Origin of the sequence: Vibrio sp. M250220 (assembly GCF_036533795.1) — a bacterium.
GTDB lineage: Bacteria > Pseudomonadota > Gammaproteobacteria > Enterobacterales > Vibrionaceae > Vibrio.
Window position 1 is genome coordinate 1 of record NZ_JATABI010000004.1, and the last position, 15,046, is coordinate 15,046.

14 protein-coding genes and 1 pseudogene are annotated in these 15,046 nt (G+C 45.2%); 10 read left to right on the top strand and 5 right to left on the bottom strand.

Annotated elements, in window-relative coordinates:
* From QTN94_RS02280 to QTN94_RS02290, 3 genes and pseudogenes are all read right to left on the bottom strand, one after another.
* Positions 1-148 (bottom strand): annotated as a pseudogene (locus QTN94_RS02280) (IS5/IS1182 family transposase); the annotation flags it as partial.
* A gap of 174 nt (positions 149-322) precedes the next feature.
* Positions 323-2,026 (bottom strand): FAD-dependent oxidoreductase, encoded by a 1,704-nt coding sequence (locus tag QTN94_RS02285; RefSeq protein WP_331426716.1) that lies wholly within the window; start codon positions 2,024-2,026, stop codon positions 323-325.
* A gap of 13 nt (positions 2,027-2,039) precedes the next feature.
* Positions 2,040-2,225 (bottom strand): YgaP family membrane protein, encoded by a 186-nt coding sequence (locus QTN94_RS02290; protein WP_138970963.1) that lies wholly within the window; start codon positions 2,223-2,225, stop codon positions 2,040-2,042.
* Positions 2,226-2,390: 165 nt separating this feature from the next.
* Between QTN94_RS02290 and QTN94_RS02295 the strand changes: the two genes are divergently transcribed.
* Genes QTN94_RS02295 through QTN94_RS02315 form a run of 5 tightly spaced genes read left to right on the top strand, consistent with a single transcriptional unit; the run spans position 2,391 to position 7,976 of the window.
* Positions 2,391-2,699, top strand: coding sequence for an ArsR/SmtB family transcription factor (locus QTN94_RS02295; RefSeq protein ID WP_269374852.1), 309 nt, complete (start codon positions 2,391-2,393; stop codon positions 2,697-2,699).
* A 16-nt stretch (positions 2,700-2,715) separates the two neighbouring features.
* A complete protein-coding gene (locus QTN94_RS02300; protein ID WP_138970965.1) occupies positions 2,716-3,138 on the top strand; it encodes a YeeE/YedE family protein in 423 nt (140 codons plus the stop codon).
* A 10-nt stretch (positions 3,139-3,148) separates the two neighbouring features.
* Entirely contained in the window at positions 3,149-3,607 is a 459-nt protein-coding gene (locus QTN94_RS02305) for a YeeE/YedE family protein (RefSeq protein ID WP_331426717.1), read from the top strand.
* Between the two features lie 17 nt (positions 3,608-3,624).
* Positions 3,625-6,933 carry an efflux RND transporter permease subunit gene (locus tag QTN94_RS02310; RefSeq protein WP_331426718.1) on the top strand — a complete coding sequence of 1,103 codons (3,309 nt, stop codon included), beginning with the start codon at positions 3,625-3,627 and terminating at the stop codon, positions 6,931-6,933.
* Complete coding sequence (locus QTN94_RS02315; protein ID WP_331426720.1) at positions 6,930-7,976, top strand: efflux RND transporter periplasmic adaptor subunit; 1,047 nt, start codon at positions 6,930-6,932, stop codon at positions 7,974-7,976. Before QTN94_RS02310 ends, QTN94_RS02315 begins: the two co-directional genes overlap by 4 nt.
* Here the strand turns inward: QTN94_RS02315 and QTN94_RS02320 are convergent, their stop codons facing one another.
* Complete coding sequence (locus tag QTN94_RS02320; RefSeq protein WP_331426721.1) at positions 7,977-8,867, bottom strand: endonuclease/exonuclease/phosphatase family protein; 891 nt, start codon at positions 8,865-8,867, stop codon at positions 7,977-7,979. It abuts the gene before it with no gap.
* 293 nt (positions 8,868-9,160) lie between these two features.
* Here QTN94_RS02320 and nrdD point away from each other — a divergent pair, with 293 nt between their 5' ends.
* The 5 genes from nrdD (at position 9,161) to QTN94_RS02345 (ending at position 14,490) form a co-directional block, all read left to right on the top strand.
* Complete coding sequence (nrdD, locus tag QTN94_RS02325; protein ID WP_138970971.1) at positions 9,161-11,281, top strand: anaerobic ribonucleoside-triphosphate reductase; 2,121 nt, start codon at positions 9,161-9,163, stop codon at positions 11,279-11,281.
* A 77-nt stretch (positions 11,282-11,358) separates the two neighbouring features.
* Positions 11,359-11,829 carry an anaerobic ribonucleoside-triphosphate reductase-activating protein gene (nrdG, locus tag QTN94_RS02330; protein WP_331426722.1) on the top strand — a complete coding sequence of 157 codons (471 nt, stop codon included), beginning with the start codon at positions 11,359-11,361 and terminating at the stop codon, positions 11,827-11,829.
* Positions 11,830-11,986: 157 nt separating this feature from the next.
* On the top strand, positions 11,987-13,168 hold the full coding sequence (locus QTN94_RS02335) for an amino acid aminotransferase (RefSeq protein ID WP_269374844.1): 1,182 nt from the start codon (positions 11,987-11,989) through the stop codon (positions 13,166-13,168).
* A 61-nt stretch (positions 13,169-13,229) separates the two neighbouring features.
* Entirely contained in the window at positions 13,230-13,880 is a 651-nt protein-coding gene (locus QTN94_RS02340; protein ID WP_331416557.1) for a putative ATP-dependent zinc protease, read from the top strand.
* Between the two features lie 223 nt (positions 13,881-14,103).
* The gene (locus QTN94_RS02345) at positions 14,104-14,490 is read left to right on the top strand and encodes an NUDIX hydrolase (protein ID WP_138970975.1); all 387 of its coding nucleotides are present in this window, start codon (positions 14,104-14,106) and stop codon (positions 14,488-14,490) included.
* A gap of 81 nt (positions 14,491-14,571) precedes the next feature.
* Here QTN94_RS02345 and QTN94_RS02350 read toward each other — a convergent pair whose 3' ends face one another.
* On the bottom strand, positions 14,572-15,045 hold the full coding sequence (locus tag QTN94_RS02350) for an FKBP-type peptidyl-prolyl cis-trans isomerase (protein WP_331416558.1): 474 nt from the start codon (positions 15,043-15,045) through the stop codon (positions 14,572-14,574).
* Position 15,046 lies beyond the last annotated feature (1 nt).

Consider the following 15,046-nt stretch of genomic DNA (forward strand, 5'->3'; position numbering starts at 1 on the left):
GGAAACCTCTACCACGCTTACCATGATGGGTTTTGCATCGCCATGCATCTACAGCTGAATCATCTATCCAGAACGTAACCGAGCCCCGTTTACACAGAGCCTTATTGTACTCCGCCCAGTTAGTTATCTTCTTTTTTGCCTTACCCATGCCACCACCGCTCTAACCATCATAAAGGGTCAGATCGCAAGACTCGAAAAAGGTTCAACTGATTTAGGCAACAACGCCCATTTAGTACGTTTGAATGACAGCCAATTAGTGTAAGTTGCTTATAAAAATAGTGCCGAGTGATCAGTGTCTACTGAACACTCGGCGAACCAATTGCTATAATTGTGAGGTAATGTAGGTTTTATAGCCGCCAATTAGATTCTTCGCTTTAAATCCCGCATTAACCAATTGACGGTACGCAACGTTACCTCGTAAACCTACCTGACAGTAAATCACGATCTCTTTATCTTTTGGTAGTTCATCCATACGTTGACGGAGTTGGTCTACTGGAATGTTAATCGCGCCTTCAATAAACCCTACAGACTCCAATTCACCAGGATTACGTACATCAAGCAACACCTGACTTTCCGACAGTTTGTCAATTTCATCAAAATGGATCGGTGTAGCATCGCCTTTGATGATGTTGTTGGCAACGAAAGCCGCTTGGTTAATTACGTCTTTTGCAGAACCATACGGTGGTGCATAAGTCAGCTCAAGGTGTTGAAGCTGTTCAACCGTCATACCTGCACGTTGCGCTACAGCCATTACGTCGATACGCTTATCGACGCCATCTTTACCTACCGCTTGCGCACCAAAGATCTTGCCTGTTTTTGGATCGAACAACATCTTGAACGAGACAATCTCAGCGCCTGGGTAGTAACTTGCATGGCTAGCGGTATGAACGTAGACCTTTTCGTACTCAACACCATCACGTTTAAGTTGTTTCTCGTTTTTGCCCGTTGAAGCAACCGCGAGGTCAAAAATCTTACAGATAGCCGTGCCTTGTGTGCCTTGGTAAGTTTCACTGCGTCCGAGCATGTTGTCGGCAGCCATACGACCTTGACGGTTAGCAGGGCCAGCAAGTGGAACTAGAGTTTGTGCACCCGTGACAAAGTCTTTTTCTTCGACTGCATCACCGACAGCGTAGATGCTAGGATCGCTTGTCTGCATCATTTCATTGGTGTAGATACCACCTAGTTGACCAATTTGAAGGCCTGCTTCTTTTGCTAACTTAGTCTCAGGACGCACACCGATAGCCATAATCAAGATATCAGTGGTCAGCGACTCGCCATTGTTGAGAGTCAGGTTGAGCTCACCTTCAATATGCTGGTGTTCGGTATCCTCACCAGCGCCGATGCTGGCAATATGTTCATTGGGAATGTATTCAACCGCTTGAAGCGCAACGCCCAGTTTTAAATCGATGCCTTTTTGACGAATTTCAGCGTGTGCAAAGCCCGCCATTTCACGGTCGACAGGTGTCATCACCTGATCTGCCATCTCAATCAGGGTGGTTTTAATTCCCAACTGGTGGAAAGCTTCCATCATTTCTAGACCGATGAATCCACCACCAACAACGGTTGCGTGCTCTGGCTTGTTCATCTGGATGGTTTGCATGATGCGATCCATATCAGGAATGTTACGCAGCGAGTGCGTCAGCGGGTTATCAATACCAGGGATTGGCGGAACGATAGGGCCTGCGCCTGGGCTAAGGAGCAAGAAGTCGTAGCTTTCCGTATACTCACTACCATCCAGTAGGTTCTTAACCGTAACCTGCTTGTTGTGTCGGTCGATAGATATGACCTCGTTCATAACACGAACATCAACGTTAAATCGAGCTAAAAAGCTTTCTGGAGTTTGCAAGAGAAGCTTGCTGCGCTCTTTAATATCGCCGCCAATATGGTAGGGAAGACCGCAATTTGCAAATGAAACAAACGGGCCGCGTTCAAACATGATGATTTCGGCCTCTTCACTCAAGCGACGAGCACGAGCTGCCGCAGATGCGCCGCCAGCCACACCGCCGACAATTAAAATCTTAGTCATTAATAAACCTCAGTTAACGAAAGCCAAACTTTTTCAAAATGAAAACCGCTGGGCAGATACCAGTAAAGGCACTTTGAATCAAATTTACGCCGACAAAAACGGTTAACCATACAAAGTGACTACTGACTGTGAAAGTAAGTAGCACCGACAATAAAACCATACTTCCTGCTAGTACGCGAATCGCATTTTCCATTGTCATAATCGAGTTTCCTTGTTACCGATTAAATCGAATTAGGTTCAATATAGATCGTTCAATTAGAAAAGTCTAATGTTAATTTGTCTAATTTCATAACTACTAAATTAGAATTGACTAATTTTAATATTTGCGTAATATCTAGAGATGTAATCAATAAAGAGGCAAATCATGGCTACACAAGCAATGAACATCGCAGACATGCAGGACAACGCAACTCAGGCTGCTGATCTACTTAAAGTGATGGCGCATCCTGAGCGTTTAATGGTGCTTTGCCAATTGATTCAAGGTGAGGTGGGTGTAGGACAGTTGCAGCAAAGTTCTGCTCTAAGTCAATCTGCGTTTTCTCAGCACCTGACTGTGTTACGTAAGCATGACCTGATTCAGGCACGCAAATCCTCACAACAGGTTTTTTATTCACTTGCGGATCCACGTGTGGAACCGTTAATCCTGAGCTTACATAGCGTTTTTTGTAAATAAGAAGGTAATCATTTCGATGTTAGAAGTTGTTCCTTGGCACTCGTTATTTGGTGGAATGTTGCTCGGAGTCTCTGCGACTCTGTTGATGCTTTTTAACGGCAAAGTGGCCGGAATTAGTGGTGTGATAAATGGTTTGATCAGCCCACGAAGCGGTGAATTTTCATGGCGTCTGCTGTTTTTCACCGGCATGGTGTTAGGCGGACTACTGAGTGTAGTTCTGCTTGGCGTTGAAGTCCCAGTAACCGAAGGCATTTCTCTCTCTCTACTGATTTCTGCGGGTTTATTAGTGGGGTTAGGTACACGTATGGCGAATGGCTGTACTAGTGGACACGGTATCTGTGGCATTGGACGCTTATCGAAGCGTTCAATCATTGCCACCTGTGTTTTTATGTTGGTTGCTGGTGTAACCGTGTATTTCCGTTTACATGTTTTCCAATAAAGGCGGTTTGATGAACACTTTTTTATTTCGTTTATCTGCATTGATTAGCGGTCTATTGTTTGGCGTTGGTATGGCGCTGTCGGGAATGATTGAACCGCAAAAGGTGATTGGTTTTCTGGATGTTGCAGGACAATGGGACCCAAGTTTGGCATTTGTGATGGGCGGAGCATTGCTTGTTTTTATGCCGTGCTATTTTCTAGTGATCAAACCTCGTAAAGCATCTGTTACCGGATGCGAATATAGTTTGCCTAGAGCAAAAAACGTTGATTCAAAATTGATTTCTGGTTCGGCACTGTTTGGCCTTGGCTGGGGAATCGCGGGCATCTGTCCAGGTCCTGCGGTTGCAAGTCTCGGTCTAGGAAATCTATCTATTGTGATTTTCTTCTGTGCTATGGTCGTTGGCTCGCTGCTGGCGAAAGTCATATTCGACAAGAGCAATAACCAGTCACGTATTGTGAGATCCAGCTAGGATCCATTGGAGGAGACATGGAACGAGCGGCAACCAAGGATGGTGTGATTCATTCTGTAATGAATAGCTTCTTCCCAGCAATATTGATTTTTATGTTATTGGTAGTTGGAGCGGCTGCATTATGGCTGACGCCAAAAGAGGAAGACCCGCAAATTGTTGTTCCGATGGCGGACGTATTGATTTCTGCGCCTGGACTCAGCGCCCAGCAGGTTGAAAATCAAGTCACTGAGCCCTTGGAAAAACTCCTAAGTCAGATTGACGGTGTCGAATATGTTTACTCTGCATCAATGGAGGGGGCGGCACAGGTCATCGTTAGGTTTTACGTCGGTGAGCCACGTGAAGCGGCGCTAGTCAAACTGTATAATAAGCTCTATTCAAACCAAGATCGTATTCCCCCTTCGGTAAGCCGCTGGTTAGTCAAGCCGATTGAAATTGATGATGTGCCTATCGTCGTTGCTGCGATCTATTCGACTGATGCAGACAAGGTTGACCGCTATCAACTGCGTCGAATTGCTGACCAAGCGACTCTGGGTATTAAAGCCCTGCCTTTGACCAACAGCGTTGCCGTTATTGGTGGTGAGTCGAGAAAGATTCACATCGAGCTTGATTCACTTGCCATGGCTAACTTTGGTGTCACAGTGAGCGATTTGAGCTATGCACTGAGCGTAAGTCATACCAAATCCCAAGCAGGCGCGGTGCAAATAGCAGGGCAGCAGTTCCAACTCGAGTCCGGTCAGTTGTTTAAATCTGCGCAAGATATTCAGGATCTTGTCATTGCAGTCGTCAACAATAAACCTGTCTACTTGCGCGATATTGCCTCTGTCGTTGATGGGGCTTCTGAAGCGGCAACCGATACTTGGTATATCTCTTCAGAAACCGCAACTGAGTATCCAGCGGTGTTTATCTCTGTCGCGAAGCAAAAAGGATCGAATGCGGTCGATGTGGCTCAATCAATAGTTGATAGATTTGACTTGCTTCAAGACGAGCAATTTCCCAGCGAAGTTAAGGTCGATATTATTAGGAACTATGGTCAGACCGCTGACGATAAGGTGTCTAACCTGGTCTCTAGCTTAGGCGTTTCAATCGTTACCGTGGTGGTATTTGTCGGTCTGTTCCTTAACTGGCGTAGTGCACTTGTGGTGGGTATTGCTATCCCTATTAGCTATGGGGCGGCGTTGGGAATGGATTTGCTGTTTGGCTACTCAATTAACCGCGTTACCCTGTTTGCACTGATTTTGGCGTTGGGTTTGATTGTCGACGACCCGATCGCGAGCATTGACAATATTGAACGTTTTCTAAAACGAAAAGACTTGTCTCGTTCCAAGGCCATTGTGGCAGCGATGGCAGAGATTCGCAGTGCACTTTTAATGTCCACAGTCGCGATTGTGATTGTCTTTACCCCGATGTTTTTTATAACCGGAATGATGGGGCCTTACATGGCACCGTTGGCATTCAATGTTCCTATCAGTGTTATATTCAGTACTATCGTCGCGTTCTTTATTACGCCTTGGTTAGCCAAAAAACTTCTTAAAGCGACCAAGCAACAAGACCATTACCAAATAGAAAATTCCGCGCTATACAAACTTTACGCGAGAGTTTTGACGCCTCTGCTTGCCAGTCGTCAGAAGGCGTGGTTGTTCTTAGGCTTAGTTGCGATCTTGTTTTTTGCCGCGGCAACCTTACCTGCTTTGCGTCTCGTTCCGCTTAAACTTTTGCCTTATGACAATAAGAATGAGTTTCAACTGGTGTTGAACATGCCGGAGTCCGCCAGTTTTGCTGATACTTCAAATGCATTGCGCGTATTCGCAGATTATTTATTACAAGTACCAGAAGTCGAGTCAGTCTCGGGGTTTGCGGGATTAGCGTCTCCGATGGACTTTAATGGTATGGTTCGTCATTACTTTATGCGTAGTGAACCGTATCAAGGTGAGTTGAGAGTGGTACTGGTAGAAAAACATAGCCGCTCAATGCAATCACACCAAATTGTTACGCGACTCAGGGAGGATTTGGAGTCTATTGCACGAGAACAAGACGCAGAGATACAGTTAGTCGAAGTACCGCCAGGCCCTCCGGTGATAGCGACCATCACGGCGGAAGTGTATGGAAATGAGCAGACAAGCTACCAAGAATTGATTACGCAGGCAGACATCGTTGCGCAGAGACTCAGAAGCGAAGCCTTTGTATCAGAGGTCGACACCAGTGTTCAGAAGCAACTGGAGACTTGGCAGTTTATAGTTGATCAGGAGAAAGCTGCGCTTTCAGGCATTTCAGTCCAAGATATCAATGCCACCATAACGGCGGCCAATAAAGGGCAAGTGCTCGGTTATCTGGCCAATGCACAAGAAGTAGCGGCGCTGCCGATAGAAATTCGTCTACCAAGAGGTGAGCGTGATTCTTTAGACAGCTTGTTGCAACTCTATGTTCGTGGGCAAGCAGGGGTGGTGAAAGTGGCCAGTCAAGGTACGTTTAGTGATGCACCACAGCCTTTAGTTCAGTTATCGGAACTGGGTGAGTTTGTAAAAAGAGCGGTGGATAGTCCTATTTATCACAAGAATCTCAAACCTGTGGTGTATGTCTATGCAGAGTCAGTTGGCCGTGTGCCTGGTGAGATCGTTGCTGACGTTATTGCAGATCAAAATAGGCATAGTGAACGTGAACTTACCGACTGGAGCAATCGTACTTATTTTAGTAACGGTTCAGGCCAAAATTGGCAGTTGGACGATAATATTCATGTGGTCTGGAGCGGAGAAGGGGAATGGAAAATCACGGTTGATGTATTTCGTGACCTCGGAATCGCATATGGTGCGGCTTTGCTAGGCGTGTTTGTTGTGATGCTAATTCAGACGGGGCTGCCTGCTGTCTCTGGCATTATTATGCTTGCTATACCGTTAACCGTGATTGGTATCATGCCGGGATTTTGGCTATTAAATAGCTTGTCGAGCGGCATAAATGGTTATCCAGACCCGGCACTATTTACGGCAACCGCGATGATCGGAATGATTGCATTGGCGGGTATTGTGGTGCGTAACTCTCTTGTTCTCATTGAGTTTATTCAGCAATCCTTGGCTCGCGGCGAATCGTTAAACAATGCTCTACTTCAATCGGGCGCAGTTAGGATGAGACCGATATTACTAACAGCGGGTACTACGTTACTGGGTAACATCGTTATTACGCTCGATCCAATATTCAATGGATTAGCATGGGCAATTATTTTTGGTATTACCGCTTCAACGATATTTACGCTACTGGTTATTCCAGTGGTCTATAACCTCGCTTATCAGAATAAACAGGGCCATGGACTTCCTGTCTTGGAGGATGAACAATGATCAATCGTAAACTTTTATTAGGAACCGTTCTCTTCGCCGGACTTGCATTGGTCTTCCTCTATATGGCAGGCGTGTTCACACCTAAAGTCTCTACTCAAATGCAAACACGCGATGCAGTCAGTCAAACACAGCCAGTTGTCACTTTGGTTGCTACCGAAGAACGTGTAATGCGACAGTTTCCGGGAACCGTCGTCGCGGATCAAAAAGCGACGATAGCCGCGAGATTAACGGCAACGGTTGTCGAAGTGCTGGTTGAAGTGGGTCAGCCAGTCCGTAAAGGAGACGTGTTGCTGAGATTAGAAAGTGATGACCTTAATGCTCGAGTCAGGCAGACAGAGCAAAGCTTGTCATCTTCACAAGCGCAGTTAAATGCAGCGCGTAAAGAATATGCGCGAATCAAAGAGCTCCTGAACAAGAAATTGGTACCGCAAGCGCAATTCGATCAGGCTGAGAGTACGTTAAAGACGGCAATAGCGAATTTGGAGCAGGCGCGCGCGGCTGTTTCAGAAGCAGAAACAACGTTTGGTTTCAGCGTAATTACGGCCCCTTTTGATGGTGTTATTACCCACAAACCGATTAACTCAGGTGACACAGCGACACCAGGTATGGCGTTGTTGTCGATGTACAATCCAGACTCACTCATCGTTGAAGCGGATGTTGCCGAATCCGTCATGCCTGCTTTGTCGATAGGCGCGACGTTAGCGGTTGAGATCCCGACTTACCAGTTGGTGTTAGATGCGAACATCAATGAAATTGCGCCGGCGGCGGATAGCGGGTCGCGCAGTTACCTAATCAGATTGGGTTTCGATACCGAACATACACTCTATCCAGGCAATTTTGCCCGAGTATCTGTTGATCTAGGCAGTGAAAAAGTACTCAAAGTCCCGGTTGCTGCTATCTATCAAGTCGGTCAACTAGACTACGTTAAAGTGGTCGAAGAGGGGATGGTTCACACTCGACTTGTCCAATTGGGGGATGATTTCCGAGTGCGAAAAGGGCTTGTTGAAGGGGACGTTGTACTACTTAATCCCCGTGATTTGTAGCTAATGAATTTCAGTGCTCAGAGGGCAATGGTCGCTGAGTTGATGGTTAATCACGTCGCTGATCGTAAACACATTTTGCTTGGGTGTCGATGCGGTTAGCGTGTCACTCACAATGATATGATCGATGAGTGAACGAAATTGGTGGGTCTTATTCGGGTTGTTGCGTGACTTCACTTTACAATCCGCCCGACTGGCTTGTGATGCCAGTGATGCGCGAGTCTGGTCTGAGATACCTTTCCATAACCAATCATTTTGATACCCCATGTTGTGGTTAAAATCCCCAAGGATGATATAGGCTTCTTGTTTGGACTCACGAAGCCTTATCCAGTCATTGAGAGCTTGCCCTTGTCCCTTGAGTGTTTGGCACGCTTGGCTGTTATTAAATCGACCTGAACAGCCTGCTTTCAGATGAACGGAAAGCGCATGAAGCGGTTGATTGCTTGTTGGCTCAATGATGATGTAACTAGCGAAACGCAGTTTACTGTTGTTAGCGTTATCAAGACGAAGGTCTTTGGCGTTAGCCACTTTAATTCCTTTTCTAACCGCAAAGCCAGTGTATTGATTGATGCTATCAAATTGGTGACGCTGGTTGCTGCTTTCACTCCGCTCGGAAAAGAACGTTTGATATTTTGAGCCAATGACCTTGGTCAATACTTGCGCATCGTTCACTTCCTGAAATGCGACGACATCACTATTGATGTCGATAAAGTGACGCTTTAGTAGCTGATAGTCCGCGTTGCTTCTCTGCGAAGCAGAAAACTCAGGTGATGGCTGGCTGCTTAGCCATTCAAAATTCCATGTTGAAAACGTCATCTGTGGTGCTGACACAGCAGGAAATGAAAAGACCAACAGGAGTGACGCAAAATTTGACCACGTTTTAGGGGCTATCATAGGATTTAATTCATGAACAGAGTTGCAGCCTTTATCCTATAAGAGGTCATAAAATTGCAAGTAGATTTAGTAGCATTTTTGCAATTTTCATCATTTTATTCTCATCTGAGATCAACCCCACTAAGATCGATTTGATCTTGAGCGAGGCTCTCCTTTTGTTGATCAAAATCAATACTTTTGCCTCCCTCATCTCGTTAAATACGCCACAATATATAGTGTCAGTCGAACAAGAAATCGCCCTATATAGTGTATTTGTGGATAAGTCTGTGGGTATGCTGGGGTAAGGAGAAAAGGTGAAACCAATCGTAATCAAGCGTGATGGCTCAAGAGCTCCGTTTAGCAGGGATCGCATTCAAGCTGCAGTGGAATCAGCAGCCGAGCACGTAGACCAAGAAATCGCATTATACGCACTGAATGTTGCGTTAGCGGTAGAGCTTCAGCTAAAAGATCACGATGAAGTCCACATCCACGAAATCCAGACCCGAGTAGAAAATGAGTTAATGCAAGGGCCTTATAAGTCTTTGGCACGTTCATACATCGAGTATCGTCATGATCGTGATATCGCACGTGAGAAGCAGAGCACGTTGACGCGTGAAATTGAAGGTCTTATCGAAGAGAGTAACGTTGATCTAATCAACGAAAACGCCAACAAAGACGGTAAGGTCATTCCAACTCAGCGCGACCTATTAGCGGGTATTGTTGCGAAACATTATGCCAAGACGCACATTTTACCACGTGATATTGTTCAGGCTCATGAGATGGGCGATATTCACTACCATGACTTAGATTACGCACCGTTTTTCCCGATGTTTAACTGCATGCTGATTGATTTACAAGGCATGCTGACACACGGTTTCAAAATGGGTAATGCTGAGATAGACACACCGAAATCCATTTCGACTGCAACTGCGGTAACGGCGCAGATCATTGCTCAGGTCGCCAGTCATATCTATGGCGGAACAACCATCAACCGCATTGATGAAGTTCTAGAGCCTTATGTGATGACCAGTTATCACAAGCATTTGGAGATCGCCAAAGAGTGGGATATTCCCAATCCTGAAGCGTTTGCCTCCGCTCGTACAGAGAAAGAGTGTTATGACGCGTTCCAATCACTAGAGTATGAAGTTAACACACTCCATACAGCAAACGGCCAAACGCCATTTGTGACCTTTGGCTTCGGTCTGGGTACAAGTTGGGCGTCACGATTAATTCAGCAGTCAATTTTGAAAAATCGTATTGCGGGTCTAGGTAAAAATCGTAAAACGGCTGTGTTTCCAAAGCTAGTGTTTGGCATTAAAGATGGGTTAAACCACAAGTCTGAAGATCCAAACTACGATATCAAGCAGTTGGCGCTGGAGTGTGCTTCGAAACGCATGTATCCAGATATTCTCAACTACGACAAAGTGGTAGAGATTACGGGGTCATTTAAGACGCCTATGGGCTGTCGTAGCTTCTTGGGTACCTACCAAGAGAATGGCGAGTTAGTCCATGAAGGACGCAACAACTTAGGCGTGGTAAGCCTTAACTTGCCGCGAATTGCGATTGCTGCCAACCGTGATGAGCGCCAGTTCTACAAGCTATTGGATGAAAGACTGGATCTGGCTCGTCGCGCGCTAGAGACTCGAATTTCACGTCTAGAAAATGTCAAAGCACGGGTAGCACCGATTCTTTATATGGAAGGGGCTTGTGGTGTGCGACTAAAAGCTGACGAACCGATTGCCAACATCTTCAAAAACGGCCGTGCATCGATTTCTCTTGGTTACATCGGTATTCACGAAACGATCAATGCCTTGTTTGGTGATGAAACACACGTCTATGACGATGCTGAACTGCGTCAGAAAGCGGTGGATATCGTCAAGTATCTAAAAGACAAAGTGAATCAGTGGGCAGAAGAGTCTGGTTATGGCTACAGCCTATACGGTACACCAAGTGAGAACCTGTGCAGCCGTTTCTGTCGTATTGATACTAAAGAGTTTGGTGTTATCAAAGGTGTGACAGATAAAGGTTACTACACCAATAGTTTCCACCTCGATGTGGAGAAAAAGGTTAACCCTTACGACAAGATTGATTTTGAAATGCCTTACCCACAAATCTCGAGTGGTGGTTTCATTTGTTATGGCGAATTCCCGAACATGCAACGCAATGTTGAAGCGTTAGAAAACGTCTGGGATTACAGTTACAGCCGCGTACCTTATTACGGAACAAATACGCCAATCGATGAGTGTTATGAGTGTGGCTACAATGGTGAGTTCGACTGTACCAGTAAAGGCTTCACTTGCCCGAGCTGTGGGAACCATGACTCGACTAAGGTATCTGTGACACGTCGTGTGTGCGGCTATCTAGGTAGCCCAGATGCACGTCCGTTTAACTTCGGTAAACAAGAAGAAGTTAAACGTCGCGTCAAGCACCTATAAATCGGGTAGTTGAATTGCAACACTAACAAGTAACATTGAGCCCAAAACTGGGCTCAATTTGTTTGAATGAGTAAAGTATGAATTACCACCAATATTACCCCATAGACGTTGTAAATGGTCCAGGCACGCGTTGTACGCTGTTTGTCTCTGGTTGTGTGCATCAGTGTCGCGGTTGTTACAATCAGTCTACTCAACGTTTGGATTCGGGTATCCTGTTTACTCAGCAGGCAGAAGATCAAATCATTGCTGATCTCAACGATACGCGTATCAAACGCCGTGGGTTATCGTTGTCGGGGGGAGATCCACTTCATCCGGCCAATGTACCTCATATACTCAAACTGGTTAAACGAGTACGAGAGGAGTGTCCAAATAAAGATATCTGGGTATGGACTGGTTACACATTGGCAGAGCTTGATGATGCGCAACGTGAAGTAGTCCAATATATCGACACTCTGATTGATGGTAAGTTTGTACAGGACAAACGCGATCTTAACCTTGAGTGGCGTGGGAGTTCGAATCAGATTATTCACCGCTTTAAAATCGATTAGTAGAATTTGCTGCAAAAAGGGCGAAAGTTAAATAAATGTTAAATGATTCGGATTTTTATCCTGTTTTGCACTTTAGCGCTGAAATTTTATTTCTAGATTTATAAATTAGATGTTAACTTGAAGGCCGTTACTTGAATTTCAAAGGGTTGTGACTTTCATGTTCTCTCATTTACCGACTCCTACATTGGATCCTATTCTTTCTTTATCCGTTGCTTACCGCAACGATCCACGCGCCGAAAAAGTTGATCTTGGCATTGGCGTGTATAAAAACAGTGCTGGTGAAACGCCAGTAATGAAAGCGATTTCTCAGGCACAAGACATTGTTGTCGCCACACAAAAAACGAAATCTTACGTTGGTTTGGCGGGGTGTGAAGAGTTTAACCAGTCAATGATTGACTTGTTACTTAAAGGCACTTCAGCGATGGATCGTGTTGCTGCAATCCAGACTCCGGGTGCAAGCGGTGCACTACGTATGTTGGGTGACCTGATGAGGGTAGCCCAGCCAAATACGACGGTTTGGATTTCCAATCCTAGTTATGTCAACCACCGACCAGTAATGGAAGCGGCAGGTCTTAAAGTTAAGCACTACAGCTATTTTAGTCCTGAAACTAAGCAAGTTGATGTTGCTCGTATGATGGATGATCTTGCACAAGCGGGTCCTGAAGATGTGGTTTTACTTCATGGTTGTTGCCATAACCCAACAGGTGCCGACATCAATTTCGATGCTTGGAAAGCGATTACAGAGTTGTCACAGAAAAATGGATTTATTCCCTTTGTTGATATTGCTTACCAAGGATTTGGTGATGGTCTAGAGCAAGACGCACAAGGTCTTCGCCACATGGCTAACAACGTGGAAGAAATGCTGATTACCACCTCATGTTCGAAGAATTTTGGTCTTTACCGTGAACGTACCGGTGCTGCAATCGTGGTTGGTAAGTCGGTCGAAGATGTCAGTAATGCGAAAGGTAAGCTTCTCACTCTGGCTCGTGCAACTTATACCATGCCACCCGATCACGGTGCAGCATTAGTCAAAACTATCTTGCAAAATCAGGAGCTAACCGCAGTTTGGAAGCAAGAGTTAAGTGAAATGCAGCAACGATTGTTAAACCTTCGTCAGACTTTGTGTCATGAATTGAGAAATAGCCACAATACTTCACAATTCGATTTTATTGAGAGCCACAAAGGCATGTTTACTGTGCTAGGCTTTAGCCAAGACCAAATGATGCAACTCCGTGAACAATATGGAATTTATGGAGTAGGCGATGGTCGGATCAACATCGCAGGTTTAACTGAGAAGGACATTCCTTACGTAGCCGAAGCGATTGTGAACGTTTCATAAGTGTTTTGGGGCGAGTTTTCGCCCCTTTTAACACAGCAGTTTGTCAAAATTAGGTGACCGAATGAATAATACGTGGAAAGCACTAATTCCATTTATGCTAAGTGGCGGTTTAATCGCTTGTTCGACAACGGGACAACCTCCTGTAGAACCCGAGCAAAAACCACAGATTGAAGAACCCAAGGTTGAAAAACCGCAAATCGAAGAGCCGAAGCAAGAAATTGAAAAGCCAGTTGCGCCAGTCGTAAAACCTCAACAACCTGTCGTTGAATTAAAACCGAAAAAAACCTCTGATGGTAAATTGTTGCTGGGCGAAGAAGAGTGGGTCTATGTTCCGGGCTTAGATGCCAATTTCAAAGCGCGCGTAGATACCGGAGCGACAACCTCTTCTATCAGTGCAATCGATATTGTTCCTTTTGAGCGCGATGGTAAAGATTGGGTCAAATTCAAGATCGAGCATGAAGGTATCAAGAGCAAAGAAATTGCTCTGCCTGTTCAACGCTGGGTTAAGATCCGCCAATCAAGTGCCGATGGTAGCCACGAGCGCGCGGTTGTGGAAGCATGGATTCAAGTGGGCGAGTTGAAAGAGAAAACAGAATTTACTCTGGCCGATCGCACCCACTTAACGTTCCCACTATTACTCGGACGTAGCTTTTTTAAAGATGTTGCCGTTGTCGATGTCAGCAAAAAATACATTCAAGATAAGCACAAATAATTTATCTAATGGACCAATATTAAGACCAGCACTAGGATTATGTGCTGGTTTTTTTATCTCTCTAGATCATGTTTTTGTTTAATGAATCAGCATCATAATTAACATTGAGTTAATATCTGGCCGAAAAGTCAGCAGTGTGCTCGCTACTATTGAACCCTTAAAAGAACAACATCTCTGTACGATAGAGCGAAGCATTAAACAAACATTTGAAAGGAGTTGTCATATGAAGCACTTGTCTATGGCTATCGTTATGAAAAATGGCAAAGTGTTGGTTCAGGAAAGATTTAGAACATCAAAAGGCATGGTTTTCGAGTTTCCAGGTGGTGCAGTCAATAAAAATGAATCAGGCACTGACGCTGCAGCTCGTGAACTTTACGAAGAGACAAAAATTGATGGTGTGACTCACACGGCAACTTTCAGTGGCATAAATGATTTTGGTGGACGTATTTACTACGCCATTTTTAGTGCCACGGATGAGCATGAGCCGACGGCTGTCGGCAGCGAGCGTCAACAGACTTTTCACTGGTTATCGCCAAGTGAATTGCCTCTCTCTGATTTCTATTCTGCTGATGTTGACTTTATTCAGCGTCATCTGGTTAATTACGCTTAATTCGGTTGCATTAATAGACGAATTTTGTGCGGATAGCAAAAAGCCAACGGATGTCCGTTGGCTTTGCGTATTTTGACGATTCTATTGAATTTCTAGCAGCTCGACATCGAAAATCAAACTCGCCGCAGGCGGGATAGGACCAGTGCCATTTTTGCCGTAAGCAAGTGGGCTAGGGATGTATAAGCGGAACTTATCGCCTACCGTCATGTAAGTTAGACCTTCCTGCCAGCCTTTGATCACTTGATTCAATTTAAAGCTGATTGGTTCACCGCGGTCAACTGAGCTGTCAAACACCGTACCATCGATAAGCGTGCCATGGTAATGAACTTTCACTGTGTTAGTTACTGTTGGATGTTCAGTGCCTTCGCCTTTATGCAAAACCTCGTATTGCAAACCACTTTCAGTCATGATGATATTATCGCGCTTCGCGTTCTCGAGGAGAAATGCTTGTCCAGCAGCAAAGTTTTCTTCACTCGCTTTGTGGTTTGTCCAAGTGCGGTAGATGAAAAATGCCGCAAGAATGAAAACAACGATAGGGAAGATGATTTTAGACATA